The sequence below is a fragment of the Pedobacter frigoris genome (assembly GCF_032678645.1).
Taxonomy (GTDB): domain Bacteria; phylum Bacteroidota; class Bacteroidia; order Sphingobacteriales; family Sphingobacteriaceae; genus Pedobacter; species Pedobacter frigoris_A.
In genome coordinates this window covers 593361-608248 of record NZ_JAVTSP010000003.1, presented here as the reverse complement: position 1 = coordinate 608248, position 14888 = coordinate 593361, and the positions used below count along the sequence as shown (strand labels likewise).

The window sequence follows — 14888 nt, the reverse complement described above, 5'->3', positions numbered from 1 at the left end:
CTTAAGCTATCTCCTTTTCTATCAGGTATTGATTTCGTTCCGGTGCATTACGGGTCACCAGTTCCGCCACAAAACCGGTTAAGAACAATTGTGATCCAACTATAATGGCAACCAAAGCAATGTAAAATAAAGGTTGTTCTGTAATATCTCTCTTATAAGGGATATTCATTGAGATGTGATAAAGCTTTTCGCCAATCAACCATAAGGCCATGAAAGTTCCCAATAAGAAACTCAGCACACCCAATGAACCAAAAAAGTGCATCGGTCTTTTCCCAAACTTGCCTACAAAAAATATAGAAAGCAGATCCAGAAATCCATTGATAAAACGACTCAATCCGAACTTGGTCACGCCATATTTTCGGGCCCTGTGTTCTACTACCTGTTCTCCAATCTTTTTAAATCCTGCCCATTTTGCAATTACAGGAATGTAACGGTGCATCTCTCCATAAACTTCTATGGTCTTTACCACATCGTTACGATATGCTTTTAAGCCACAGTTAAAGTCGTTCAGTTGAATACCAGACATTTTCCTGGTTGCAGCATTAAACAGTTTGGTAGGTATGGTCTTCGTAATCGGATCATAGCGTTTCTTCTTCCAGCCCGATACAATATCATACTTCTCTTCCTTTATTCTCCGGAACAGTTCAGGAATTTCGTCCGGGCTGTCCTGCAAGTCAGCATCCATAGTGATGACTACATCGCCCTGAGCTGCTGCAAAAGCTACATTCAGCGCGGCAGATTTACCATAATTTCTTCTGAATTTGATCGCTTTCACAGCATCATACTGTTCCTTTAACTGTTCTATTACAGCCCAGGAGTTATCGGTACTTCCATCATCAACAAAAACAACCTCATAGGAAAAGTTATGATCTTCCATAACCTTTGCAATCCAGGCAGTTAATTCCGGTAAAGACTCATCTTCATTATATAACGGGATTACAACAGAAATATCCATGTACGATTACAAGCAATTAAACAATGTGCAAACTTATATAAAATCTGACAATTTTTCCTTTATATTTAAGCCATTAACGATAACTCATGAAGAAATTACTCGTATTGGTTCTTGGCTTAACAGCCGCAACAACCACCTATGCACAGCAATTAAACGTGCCTAAAAACAAGCAGTTTGAATATACCACAAGAAATACTCAGCATGGAACTTTCACCAGCGACGAGCAATTTACTTATGCCTTTAAATCGCTTGGTAAAAATGCCGCCGGAAATACTGTATTTGATTGTAAGCTCGTAAGGGCCGTTATTAAGAGCGGCAGCGAGGGCAAGACTATTTTGAATACAGATTCCATTTACAATACCAGCTTAAATTCGACAGGTGTGCTCTTTCCTATGGCAATGTTAAATAAGTCTTTTACGGTAGTAGTAAGCCCAAAGGGAAAAGTAATCAGCGTGAACGGTGTGATACCTGCTTTAAAAAATGTACTCAGCTCCTGGAATTTAACCCCTGAGATAGAAAAGCAATTGCTGCACAATTCCGACAAAGCTTTTGAAGGTACAATGCAAGGTTTGTTTTTCCAGTTTCCGGAAAAAAGTCTGGCCATAACCCCACAATGGGAAAGCAAGGACTCTGGAGCAAAATTTAAATTAGGCAGCAGGAATGCAAAAGCGCTAACGTTCAATTCATCCAAAGTAGATACAAGTGGATTTAGTATCCAGGGCAAATACAACGTGGATCCGATTAGCGGTCTTATACAAAATGCTCAGACAGATTCCAAATTCGGCAAAGCCGGTGATGGTTCAACGGCAAAGTACAGTGACGGGGTAAAATCTTCTCAGAAAATAAGTGCCAGCACTACAAAACCGATTCCGGATACTGCCTGGACCAACATGGCTGTTAAATTCAGCTATTGGAGCACTGCAATTAAAAATCAACTGGGATATGATTCTGTAAAGATGCTCTCAGCATTTAAAGCCTACGACCAGAAATATAGTAACGACCGCTACTATATGCTTAGCAAGCTGGGCATGATTCAGCAACTGGACGGCGATGAGTCTTATAAAATATATGATAGTCTGCTCTTGCTTACCCCAAATAAATATTTAGAACAAACGCATCATCTTTTTAACAAATTGGGTAGCGCACTTGACAAACAAGGTCCGATGGCTGCGTACGATGTCAGCAAGTATGTTTACAAAGATGTTTCATTCTACGAATGGATACAAAATTCCATGTCACAAAGTTTCCTCTCCGACGAAGGAAAGCCAAACCCATCTGCGGGCAAAGCTTACGAGCTTTTAGAACTATTCATGAAGGATAAAGACCCGCTATATCAACAGCAAGTAAGGCCGCTATACCTATGGGTTGCATCTGAAAAAAATCAGCAAAACAAGGCATTGCTCATAAAAAATGCAGCAGCATTCGCTAAAATGGACGACACACAGATGCAAAGTGGAAATGGCGGCAGGTATGCGTTACTGTTACACAGTATACTGGTAAAAGCCGAAGCACGGACCGAAGCCGATTCATTATTAAATAGCACAATTAAAAAGCTTGAAAAATATACTGCGGATGCTAAAAATCCAAATCACTATGCAGACCAGAATATACTAGCCTACGCATGGTATCTGAAATATCAGTCGGCGCTGAGCAAAGATTCAACACAAGCGCTTCAGTACCTGGCCAAAGCGGCGGACTACTCCCCCAAAGGAAATAATGAAAAAGCACATATTAGTTTCTATGACCGTGTGTTCCTCAAATCAAAAGAGAGCTACCGGCAGGATTACATAGATAAACTGTTAAGTTCCGGTAATGAAAAACTAGCGTTGAAACTGATTGTGGTTGACATTAATGCCAATCCTGAAAACTTACCGGAAATGCAGAAAATCTATAAGACCCGTTTTCCGGGGAAAGATTTTAAATCTTTCTTCATACAGGATGTAATGGCTTCATGGAACGCCGCTCCAGACTTCAAACTTAAAAATATTGATGGCAAAGAGCACGCCCTGGCAGATTATAAGAATAAATGGCTAATTCTGGATTTCTGGGGTACCTGGTGTGGCCCATGTAAAGAAGAATTGCCTTCGGTTAATAAATTTTATACTGAACTGGCAGCAGGTAAACATGGTGACAACAATTTCCTGAGTATCGCTTGTAACGACCAGGAGAATAAAGTAAAGTCATTTATCGCTCAAAACAAGTACTCCATTCCTGTAGCCATGTCAGACAATAAAGTAGAGCGCGATTACAAAATTACGGGATACCCCTCCAAAATACTCATATCTCCCGAAGGAAAGATGATGAACGTACAGTTCGGAAAAGATTGGAAGGCCATACTAAACCAACTGAATACCATCTATTCAATGAACTAAACCTGGATTTCATCTAAAAAATAAAGGTCTTGATGGGTTTCCATCAAGACCTTCTTTATGCTGTGCCTGCCCTCCGCGGATCTCCCGCTCACAGGACTTTTTTTCCTGGGAATTAGCCCCTTGCTTTATACATAACAATTTAGTCATTCTTAAGTTTGATACCTAAATAATTTTATAAACAATTCCACATTCTAATAAGCTACTTCCTCCAGTGAAATCCGGATGTCTTCTAATTTATCTCCGGCATAAAACTGGGCCAGCTTTTCCACCGCATAATCCACCTCTTCCTCGGTATTATAACGACTAAAAGAAAAACGAATGGTATTTCGGTTAAAATCACTTCCCAGAGCACTCAATACATGTGATCCGGAAGCAGACCGGCTGCTGCACGCACTCCCACCGGACGCACAGATCTGATGTTTATCAAGATAACTTAAAGGACTCAATCCATTACTTAAATCAGGTAGCGATACGCTTAGCACTGTCGACAGACTCAGTTCTCTGCTTGCAGAATTACCATTAAAAGCCAGGTCATCAATCCTATTGCTCAGTTTATCTACCATGCGTTGTTTCAAATTACCAAGCTGCTCCTGAAAAAATGCCCCGTTGCGATAACACAGCTCTAAAGCTTTAGCCAGTCCGACAATCCCCATCACATTTTCAGTTCCGCTACGCTGTCCTCTTTCTTGTGAACCTCCGTTGATAAATGGTAGAATAGCTTCCTTCGAACTTTTGTATAAAAATCCCACTCCTTTTGGTCCATGAAATTTATGAGCAGACCCCACCAGAAAATCGGCTTTTAGCTTTTGAGTGTTATATACGTATTGGCCCATGGTCTGCACCGTATCTGAATGGAAGACCGCACCGTATTTACTACAGACTTCTCCAATTTCATGGATATCATTCAGGTTTCCAATCTCATTATTTCCATGCATTACAGAGACGAATGCCTTTTCATGTGCAGCAAGTAGCTGATCTAAATGAGAAACAGATAAATTACCCTTCTCATCATGCTTCAGGAACGCAAGTTTTATCTCTCCATTTCGTTGAAGTGCCTTCAATGTATTTAATACGGCATGATGCTCAAATGGTGTTGTTATAGCCAGTTTAATGCCATTGCCCCTGATGGCTGAAAGTATTGCAGTATTGTCTGCCTCAGTACCGCCCGATGTAAATACGATATGCTCAGGACTGGTATTTAGCAGTTCGGCGATTGTTCTTCTAGATTGTTCCACCGCAGCGCGTGCCTGTAATCCATAATGATGTGTAGAAGATGCATTGCCAAAATTGTCGAACAAATAAGGTTCCATTGCATGAAATACTTCTCTGCTTAATGGTGTAGTGGCGGCATTGTCAAGGTAAATTCTCATTTTCGGTTATCGTTTTATAAGTGAATAATAAAACTTATCCGGATAGCACTAAGCTAAAACTAGATTATCTATCCACCTTTTGGTGGTAGGAATTAGCACCTTATATAATTACAGGTTGCTAAGACTTCATAGGGCCTTTCCCTCAGTCTTTCTGGATAAGTAAGTAAATTTAAGAACTGTTGTGACTGCAAATATAATAAATACTACTAAAACAGTAGTATTTATTTTAAAATAATATCTAAGCTGCTTGTCATGCCGTTTTTAACCGAAATCTTCTTGTATTCCGGAACGCCATAAAAACAGTAAGGTGCACCTTTCAGAGCACCTTACATAAGAATTGAGGAGAGCTTATCTTAATTTGAGGACGATATTATCCTGTATTACATCGCCCACTTTTAGCGGACGGTCCATTTTTGCTGCATGGTCCCGGAAATAATCTCCCGCGCCCATATTACTGTAACCAGCTATTAAAGCTTTGATATTTTGTGAATCCTTCCAGGCACGAATGTGCTGCTGCCCATTAGCCATGACATCAAAAGTGGAAACACCATTTGTCAGGAAAGCCGAATAGATATACATCTTGGTAGAACGGAAATCATTGGTACCTAGCTCACTCCTATCCTGACTCCAGGGTTTAGTTGGCAGTGCAGCTGGTCCGGCAGGTCCGGAAACCTTCACTTCAGACATCAGTTTCGCTCTACCATATGATCTTCCAATATGATCTGAAGGGTAGTAGTTCCAAAGTGCATTTCTGTTCCAGTCCAACTCTTGAAAAGTATCTGGCAAACCAAATACGAATCCCCACTGGCGTGGGTTCACAGCTTTTAGAATGGTATACTTGTAGCTTACTTTTACTTGTCCATCGGACATAAAGTTGTAGGTCGTAACTCCCGCAGCTTCTAAATAAGAGTCGGAAACACTTACTGTAAATCCATTTTTAGCCTTGTTTAATGTGATATCTTTAACAATACGACCTTTACATACGTCTGTAAAGGGATCGAATTCCTGGCTGCCCCCTGTCATTTGTATTCCTCTGCCCTCTGGAGTTAATGGCAATACCATCAATCTCGCACCGGTATTCCACAAGCTTTTTCCGCCCTTCGTCACCTGCTCCACGTCTCCGCTGCTGAGGTTAAATTTGACCTCTATACTTGCATTTTTGGCAGTCAATATGCTGCCTTTCTGTGTATAGCTCCAGGATTGACCAGCCGCGCTGGCATGCTCAGTGACTTCTTTAACACCCGGAACCACAGAAAACTCGTAAATATCAACCATTACACCCCGTGGATCGTAGACTTTAACCATCATTTTATCCTTTGATAAAGGCTTCTTGCCGACCGCCACATTTACAGTTGTACTCTTATTCCTTTTCAGATCGGCAGTGATGCGTCCACTTTCCGATCCCAGGCTCCATTCTATCCTGCACTCGTTCAGATTACTAAACAGCAGCCTGTTCTGTAATGTCAGTGCTACATTGCCGTTGCTCCAGTTACCGGCTAGTTCAATCTTTACCGGGGAATATGCTTTTTTCATATGCCAGTATTCCGGCTTTTCCCTTCTCCATCCATCTATCGGACCCCAGGTACCATAGCCTACAACTTTCCCATTGGGCAGAAAGAATGTATCATCAATCCCCGCCCAGATCGCGCCTCCTAAAACGGCATCAGTTTTATACATATCCTCCCACATTGCCAAAAATCCAATTCCCCAGGCGTCACGCACGCCCGGATCTGTTACCAGCTCCAAGCGGTTATAGGCATTTAAATGGACGTACTCATCGAAAACAATAGGTCTCTTATAGTTATTATAAACCGCCGGACCGGTTGGTCCCGGATAGTGATGATTGGCAATCTCCATTTCCCCATCATCGGCATTCGGGGTCCACTGACTAAAATTACGTGGCCGTGTCGGATCGAAATCTTTAACCAGTTTTGCCGTTTCTTTAAAGTACTCTTTATACTTATTACTTTCATTAGCTATCGACCAGATGAGCACAGATGGACTAGATCTGAAATAGTTTACCATATCCAGCGTTTGGTCTACCAATACCGTTTGGTAAAGTTCTGTTCCTGCAGGTATCGCCCTGGCCCTGTCTGCCCAACAAAAAGGAGCCTCTACCTCTAGAAACATCCCTAAGCGATCACAGGCCTCAATCAGCTCTTCAGCCGGAGGATAATGTGAGGTACGGATATAGTTTACATTTCCGTCGATAAATAGTTTAACGTCTTTTTCCCAGGTATTATCATTAACAGAGCGACCGCGCAGCGGCATCACTTCGTGCCTGCAAACTCCGCGCAATTTAATAGGCATATTATTTACAAAAACACGGTTACCACGTACTTCTATCTGGCGAAAGCCAATGTTTTTAGTAATGACATCCTGCAGTTTACCATCCTGAATAATGCTCAGTTTGACAACATATAAATTGGGGTGCTCAGGATCCCATTTTGCCGGGTTATTCACATCAAAGCTGATGTTTTGTTGTACAAAATCACCTTTATTGATACTCTTTTCAATGTTTACAGCCTTCTCACCCACCTTACTCATGCCATCGGCCTTAAAAAGCTCTGCTTTTATCACGAGGTTACTGGCTTTACCATCCTGCTCGTTAGCTACGATCACATCCGTATTTAAAATGGAGTTTTCATAATTCTTATCTAAAATGGTTTTTACATCTGCATAGGCAAAATTCACAGGTGCTACCGCAACCAGGTATACTTTGCGGGGAATTCCACCCAGGGAATGTATAGCATAAGTTGATCCGCTTGCCAGCGAATCTGCTTTGCTCTCCGATTTCACCTTCACCAGCAGGTCATTGCTGCCATTCCATTTTATAAAATCATTGACATCAACTTCAAATGGAGTAAATCCTCCTAAATGTGAGGCTGTCATTTTGCCGTTCACCCAAATTTCAGCTTCACTGTATACCGCATCGAACCTTAGCTTCACGCGTTTACCTTTCCAATCTGCAGGTATTTCAAAGGATCGTCTATAACCTGCAAATACGTTTCTCTTCACTTCGAAGCCTTGCATTACCCATTCGCCGGGCACCTGGATATTTTTATCAGCAGGCAATGAATTGATATCCGTTGAAAATTGCCATGTTCCATCCAGTGCGATTCTATTTGGCTGCCTGGAAGCTGCCGGAGATATCCGGTTAAGTTTCAAAACCTGATTATCAGTCGTAGTATAACTGATCTTTTGGATTTGAGCCTGCACCACCGTATTCGCAAAAAGCAGCAAGGTCCCTAATGCCCTGTAAAAAATTTTCATATGTGTATTTTGGTTTATACTACCTGAACACTTTGTAGTTAAGGGCCAGATTCTACAAATGTACGCCTGCGGTAAGCGGCAAACTAAAACCCCATATTCAAAAACTTAAACTTTTAAGCAAAAACACGATCTTGAAACGGACAAAATTTGCAGGGGAGTAGCAAAAAAATATTTAGTTCCATTATATTGCATTTAAAACTATTAAACATGCAAAACAATGCGCTCAGTGTTTCTGAAAATTTCAGAAAAATGGCAGTTAAATCTATATATGCCATTGCTCTTTTTTTTATTACGTACTTAGTATTGATCATTCTTGGCATAGGAGTTATATTTCTTTGTGGACTGATTGCCTACGGATTAGTTGCCTTAAAATTCATGGCTGTTACCGCAGCTTTAGCCCTGGGTTTCCTTGGGATGGGGTTTTTGATTTTCTTCTTCCTCATTAAGTTTATTTTTAGCAGTCCAAAGAAAATAGACAGAAGTCATCTGCTTGAAATTACTGAAAAACAACAACCTGAATTGTTCAAAATGATTCATGAAATTGTAAATGAAGTCCAAACAAACTTTCCAAAAAAAGTATACCTCTCCTCGGATGTAAATGCTTCTGTATTCTACGACTCCAGTTTCTGGAGTATGTTTTTCCCGGTAAAAAAGAATCTTCAAATCGGACTGGGACTGATGAATTCGGTATCGGAAATTGAACTAAAAGCCATACTTGCTCACGAGTTTGGTCATTTCTCGCAGCGCAGTATGAAGGTAGGCAGCTATGTATACAATGTAAATAAAGTGATCTACAACATGCTATACGAGAACGAAGGATATGGAAATCTGCTCGACAGGTGGTCAGATGTAAGTGCTTACTTTGTTTTGTTTTCTAAAGGATCAATATTGGTCATACGAGGCATTCAGTATGTGCTGATGAAGGTATACCGCGTACTAAACTTAAATTACATGGCACTCTCGAGGGAAATGGAGTTCCATGCGGATGCTGTGGCGGCAAGCGTAGCCGGATCCTCACCGCTCGCCAATTCTTTGTTGCGGCTTGGACTTGCAAATCAATCTCTTGATGCTGTATTCAACTACTACAACGCAAAAATCGCCGAATCAGAAACAACCAATAATTTCTACCCCCAGCATTCATTTATCATCGATCAGATTGCCAAAGCGGAAGAACTGGAAATCCAGGATAAACTGCCTCATTTGCCAATTGAAGTTTATAAAAAATTCAATAGAACCAAACTTGTTTTGGATGACCAATGGTCATCACATCCGAGTACGGAACAGCGGGTCGCTAAATTAGAGGAATTAAACTTGCCGGTAAGAGCTCATTCCAATCAAATCGCTATAAATCTTCTGGCAGATAAAACAATCATTGAAGAAATGATCACTAAACGGCTTTTTGAACATGTAAAGTTTGAAAAGGAACCGGTTATCACAGGACTGGATGAATTTCAAACTCAATATTTCAAGAATAAACAGGAGAATGACTATCCTGCTGTTTTTAAAGGTTACTTTGACACCAGAGATCCCTATCAAGATTTTACCGCCGAGGACTTCGAACCTAACGCGACCCGGGAACAACTGAAATTTGAAGACCTCATCAATGACCAGAGCGCAGCAGAAATCAATAACCTCACCGCCGCAATTTCGGATAAGGCAACTGTTGATAATATTTGTGAGGGTATCCTGGAAATCAACACCTTTGATTATGACGGAATAAAATATAGCTCAGCTGATGCTTATTCAGTATCTGCCTTCCTGGACAAAGAAATTAAGGAGTTAAAAGGTGCTTTGGAAAAACGGGATAAAATGCTGTTTAATTTCTTTTTACAAAGATCCAGAGAGATCGGCAATGCCGAAGATTTCAAAACACATGCCCTTGCGTTTCAGGAAATAGCAAAACCAGTACAGACCCAGCGCGATGCATATGTCAATTTGGTTGAAGCAACTTATTTCATGCAAACCACAACCCCATTCGACGAGATTAAAAACAACATGTTCAAAGTAAAGAAAATGGAAGAACCATTTAAAGAACAAGTGAAATTTTTACTGGAAAGCGATCTCTATCATGAATTTATAGACACAGATACACGCAGCAAATTTGAAGAATACCTATCGAAAGATTGGAAATACTTTGGTCATGACACCTATTTCGATCTTGAAGTTGAATTGCTTTTCAATGTAATAAATGCATTTACACTGGTCATATTTAAGCAGCAGAATAAACTAAAAATGTCACTTCTTGAATTTCAGGCAGGGATGATTGAAAACCTGACACCAGCGTAAAACAATACGGGTGCTCTTAAAAAGGGCACCCGTATTGTTTTTACTCCTCTATCAAGTATTTCGGCGGATCTTTTTTGAAAATCGCGCCAAATAACAAGGAAACGACAAATACGATAACAACTCCGATTAAATGGCCTTGAAAAGTCTGCATAAAAGTGCCATTTTGTTTCTTTTCAAACTCGGCATTCATTTCATCTACTTTTTTCTCAACGGCTTCCTGGTCCACGCCCTGACTAGCCATCATTTTGGAGGTAACATCTACAACCGTCGACTGCATCTTCGAGGGCATATCAGGCTCAATTAACTTGGTAAAAGCATAATTACCGACATTGGAGATGACATAAGAAACCAAAAGCATAATAAACACACCGGAGGTAGCCTGACGAAAATTCCAATATCCGCCAACTTTCTTTCTCAGATCTATACTCAGATAGATCACCAAACCCAGCGGTATAAGCAACCCAAGAAAAACAGGAGCAAGAAAAACTGTCCACATGGAAGTAGCTCCAATCAATATATAAGCTGAAATCACCATTAAGACTAATGAGATCAATCCCAGTCCAATTCCACTTTTAGCTGCCTCTGGCTTCAAATTTTCTAACGCATTTACGTTTTCGATCTTCTCTTCCATAATTTTTATTGAATGTTAGTTTTGTTGAATATTAAAGTTAGCAATCAAAGTATAAACTGCCGCATCAAATTCTTTATTCGAACTAAACTCTTCCAGTTCAGCTATTACTTTATCATTAACCTTCGGCGAATAAAAGAACACCATAAACGGCACAAACAACTCTTCCATTTCCTCACCCAGTTCAATCATGCCGGCATGACTGCAAATATCTTCCACACTGCTTTCTACCAATTGCTGGTTGCTAATCAGGTCTTCGTAAATGTGAAATTCATCCTGGAATTCATCTTCTTCAACCAATAAAAACTCCTTTAGAAAATCTCCCAGTTCAGGCTTGATCTTCTCATCATGGCATTCATTGATGTAAAGCAGTAAATTCAGCAATTCAGTTCCCCTGTCTATCGTCTCCTCCTCAATGTTTTCCCATTCTTCTGAATCCAGATAATCTTCTTCCAGTTTCTTAACATCTGAAGTAAAGAAATTGATCATCAACAAATCAAAAAACACTTCCCTTAACTCGTCAAAAGCAGGATAGCCGTCAAATACCTCATCGAACTCTTCTACCTTCTCCAAAAAACCCAGATCCTTGCTAAAAACCTCTACCAGGTTTTCTTCCAACTGAACAGAATCTTTTCCTGATGCCGCAGCAAATTTATCCAATGCCGCGATCAGCGCAACTTTTACCTGATTATCCATATGATTGTATTTGTTTGTTGTTATATACCAACTGAACCTTGCCGGTCAGTTTTTTATTTAATAGCGGTGAATTAGATGATTTTGAAAAATTGCTTTTTGAATCATACACCCACTCTTCCGAGGGATTGTAAACTGTAAAATTCGCTACCCTGCCTTCTTGTATCACCGGTACTTCCAGTCCAAGTAACGCACGCGGATTAATGGCCAGTTTCTCTGCAATCTGAACAGCATCCAGACCAGCCCTGATCAATAGAGGCAAAACGGTCTGTAATGCTATAATCCCGTAAGCTGCGATTTCAAATTCTACATCCTTATGTTCTATTTCATGCGGACGGTGCTGTGAACCCACTGCATCAATAGTTCCGTCTTTTAAGCCAGCCAGCAATGCCCTTACATCAGATTTGGCGCGCAACGGTGGTTTTACCTTATAATTGCTGTCGAAATCATTCAACAAGTCCTCTGTAAACACTAGGTGATGCGCAGCCACATCGCAGCTGATCTTCACACCATCCTTTTTAGCTTTTTTAATCAGGGCTACCGCACCCGAAGTAGAAATATTGCTGATGTGTACCGGAGCATCATGATAGGTAGCAAGAAAAATATCCCTGCTGATGTGCATTTCTTCCGCAAGCGCTGGCAAGCCTTTCATCCCGAGCAATACACTTGTCTTGCTCTCGTTTACCTGAGACTTCCCTGCGATAGATTTATTTTCAGGATAAACCATCAACAAACCATTAAAACCCTTGGCGTACTGCAGCGCCCTGCTCATGAATCCATCATCTGTAATGGATTTACCACCATCAGAAAATGCTACTGCTCCCGCCTGCTGCATGTCATACAGTTCGGCAAGCTCCTTGCCTTCCATATCTCTGCTCACAGCACCTATTGGCAATACCTCTACAAGGCTTCCTTTAGCTCTGTTGATGATATACTCCACTTCAGCTTTAGAATGAACTACAGGCCTGGTATTGGGCAAAACCGCAATTCCGGTGAACCCTCCTGCTTTAGCAGCAGCTGTCGCGGTTTGAATATCTTCTTTGGTTTCAAAACCCGGATCACCAATCGAACAGTTTAGGTCGAAGAAACCCGGCGACAAGACAGAACCAGAACCATCAAATACCTGCTCATCTTTAGCCTCCTTTAAATTTGCACCTATAGCAGTGATGATTCCCTGTTCTACACGTACATCACATTTCTTTTGATTGAACTGGCTGTTTGGATCGGCAATAGTTACGCCCGTGATAAGAAGGTTCATGATGTTATTATGGTTTTTTTATAATTAAAAAATCTGATCAATAGTATTTCAACAGCTAAAAAAACAAGTGTTAAAATTATGCAAAGTTTCCATAACTCCGTACTGTTATTTTTAGCCTGTATATTTAATGACTGTGCGTCTTTTTTAGAATTAAAAATCTCAACTTTTTGCTTTCCGAATAACCCGTTTAATTCATCTTCGGTTGTATAATGCATATCTGACTCCGTACGGTCATTATTAAATGCAACGACAGCCAAAGTTGAATCTGCTTTTTTAAGCTCATAAAAACCTGATTTTTTTATCTGGTCAGCCACATAAAGCAAAGTCTTATCAGATGTCTGTCTAAGCTCCGGAATTACCTCAAGACCCTCAGAAACCAATTTAAGTGATTGATTCTTCAACAACGATACTTTTTCACTTTCCAAAAGATCGCTACCACCGGTTGTATAATACAAGGGCTGCTCCTTAGCACTCGCAAAAGCAATTTTATACATCATCGGCACAAATACCGGATGCCTTGGCAGATTGCTGTCCTTGATATCCAACGATACCGCAGATAAATAGGCTTTTCCAGCTCCTAAACTGTACATAGCGAACAATGAAGTGCCCAGCGGCAACTGAAGAATACTTTGTTTTACACTTGAATTTTGATTTACATAACTGAAGTATCTATTTACCACCGGCAAATCCATATTAGAAGGCACCTGTTCAAATACATCTTTAAATACCGGGTTTTTCAGATCAATCGTACTTGTAACAGGGGCACCTGCATTCAACTGTTGCACAGCAGGAAGTCCCATGGCAGTAAAGAATGGGCTATATGCATTTGCCCCTGCACTTACATCCGGAAAAATCACAATCGAGCCACCATTTTGAACATAGCTCTTCAACTGCTGTGCCAGTCCGGAAGAAGGGTCTTTTAATCCGCTCAATACAATCAGGCCATATTGTCCAAATTCAGAATACCTGATATTGGACTCCGGCATTTCGGTTAATCTAAAATAAGGATCAGCGGCGAACAAAGACTTCACAAACTTATCGGTAAGGTCGCCTTTGATGTTCAGCACCTTCAACTCGTTGCTTACTTTAAAGCTAAAGTTCAGTGCGTCATCAAAAGTCAATGGATAATCTTTGATACTCAGTGTTGCTTTTTGCCACCCTGCACTCAATCCGCTAAAACTCAAAGTATCTTTTACAGATTTCCCGGCTGGTACTGCCACATTACTGATTGTCTTTTGCTGTCCGTTTACAGTCAACTTAAGAGGTACACCTGTCGCATCTTCTTCTCCATAATTATGCAGCACAACGACCATCTTTTCAGATGCGCCTGGTTGATGTACCGGAGAAAGGCTCCACACACTGTCCACAGCAATATTCGGTAAACTATTTGCATTCAGCTTCACAAAATTGTAACCCACATCATTATTCACTGAAAGAGACTTTGTTCCCGTAAAACTTTTTTGAAAGTCGGACAACAGATAACTTACCTGGTTTCTATTGGCTGCAAGATCGGCTTGCTGCCTGTTGATGACCTGCTGCAATGTTCTGGAAGACGAAGAGATTTTCACTTCGTCAAGCAACCTGATAAATTCTTCCTTATTGACCAGTCGCTGATGTTTACCTTCAAAATCATTAGTGATGAGCTGAAACTGGTCATTTAAGCCATATCCTGCTGCTATTTCTTTAGCCTTACGCTTAGCTTCATCCAGCAGACTACCCTCCTTATTTACAGTTTCCATACTGTAAGAATTGTCAATATAGACACTCACTACATTTCGCAAACCAGGGTTGTGACTTGCATCAGAAGGGATAAATGGTCTCGCAAAAGCAAGAACCAAAAATGCTACCGCTAATATACGGCTGAATAAAATCAATAAATGCTTCAGCTTTTCCCTGGAAGAATTCTGCTCTTTGGCCTCCTTCAGAAACTGTACATTACTGAAATATACTTTCTTAAATTTTCGAAAATTGAATAGGTGAATCGCAATAGGAATCGCTATTGCCAGCAGCGCTAAAAGAAAACCTGGGTATAGGAAATTCATTAAAAACCAAA

General features: G+C 40.6%; 9 protein-coding genes and 1 riboswitch. Of the genes, 2 read left to right on the top strand and 7 right to left on the bottom strand.

Features of this window, described 5'->3' with window-relative positions; translation table 11 throughout:
- Position 1 precedes the first annotated feature (1 nt).
- Positions 2 to 955, bottom strand: a complete 954-nt coding sequence (locus R2Q78_RS13030; protein WP_316792559.1) for a glycosyltransferase family 2 protein — start codon at positions 953 to 955, stop codon at positions 2 to 4.
- 86 nt (positions 956 to 1041) lie between these two features.
- Between R2Q78_RS13030 and R2Q78_RS13025 the strand changes: the two genes are divergently transcribed.
- Positions 1042 to 3327 (top strand): DUF6263 family protein, encoded by a 2286-nt coding sequence (locus R2Q78_RS13025; RefSeq protein WP_316792557.1) that lies wholly within the window; start codon positions 1042 to 1044, stop codon positions 3325 to 3327.
- A gap of 191 nt (positions 3328 to 3518) precedes the next feature.
- On the opposite strand, the gene R2Q78_RS13020 is transcribed toward R2Q78_RS13025, so the two are convergent.
- Both R2Q78_RS13020 and R2Q78_RS13015 read right to left on the bottom strand, forming a co-directional pair.
- The gene (locus R2Q78_RS13020) at positions 3519 to 4697 is read right to left on the bottom strand and encodes a cysteine desulfurase family protein (protein WP_316792555.1); all 1179 of its coding nucleotides are present in this window, start codon (positions 4695 to 4697) and stop codon (positions 3519 to 3521) included.
- 61 nt (positions 4698 to 4758) lie between these two features.
- Positions 4759 to 4859, bottom strand: a riboswitch (SAM riboswitch).
- Positions 4860 to 5045: 186 nt separating this feature from the next.
- Positions 5046 to 7970 carry a glycoside hydrolase family 2 TIM barrel-domain containing protein gene (locus R2Q78_RS13015; RefSeq protein ID WP_316792553.1) on the bottom strand — a complete coding sequence of 975 codons (2925 nt, stop codon included), beginning with the start codon at positions 7968 to 7970 and terminating at the stop codon, positions 5046 to 5048.
- Between the two features lie 207 nt (positions 7971 to 8177).
- Between R2Q78_RS13015 and R2Q78_RS13010 the strand changes: the two genes are divergently transcribed.
- Complete coding sequence (locus tag R2Q78_RS13010; RefSeq protein WP_316792551.1) at positions 8178 to 10256, top strand: M48 family metalloprotease; 2079 nt, start codon at positions 8178 to 8180, stop codon at positions 10254 to 10256.
- A 40-nt stretch (positions 10257 to 10296) separates the two neighbouring features.
- Here R2Q78_RS13010 and R2Q78_RS13005 read toward each other — a convergent pair whose 3' ends face one another.
- From R2Q78_RS13005 to R2Q78_RS12990, 4 genes are read right to left on the bottom strand one after another with little or no spacing between them, the layout of a single operon-like run.
- A complete protein-coding gene (locus tag R2Q78_RS13005) occupies positions 10297 to 10887 on the bottom strand; it encodes a DUF4199 domain-containing protein (RefSeq protein WP_316792548.1) in 591 nt (196 codons plus the stop codon).
- A 15-nt stretch (positions 10888 to 10902) separates the two neighbouring features.
- Positions 10903 to 11580: a hypothetical protein gene (locus R2Q78_RS13000; RefSeq protein ID WP_316792547.1), complete on the bottom strand. Its 678-nt coding sequence runs from the start codon at positions 11578 to 11580 to the stop codon at positions 10903 to 10905.
- Positions 11573 to 12835, bottom strand: a complete 1263-nt coding sequence (locus R2Q78_RS12995; protein ID WP_316792545.1) for a dihydroorotase — start codon at positions 12833 to 12835, stop codon at positions 11573 to 11575. Before R2Q78_RS12995 ends, R2Q78_RS13000 begins: the two co-directional genes overlap by 8 nt.
- Positions 12832 to 14877, bottom strand: a complete 2046-nt coding sequence (locus tag R2Q78_RS12990) for a BatA domain-containing protein (RefSeq protein ID WP_316792543.1) — start codon at positions 14875 to 14877, stop codon at positions 12832 to 12834. Before R2Q78_RS12990 ends, R2Q78_RS12995 begins: the two co-directional genes overlap by 4 nt.
- Positions 14878 to 14888: the final 11 nt, after the last annotated feature.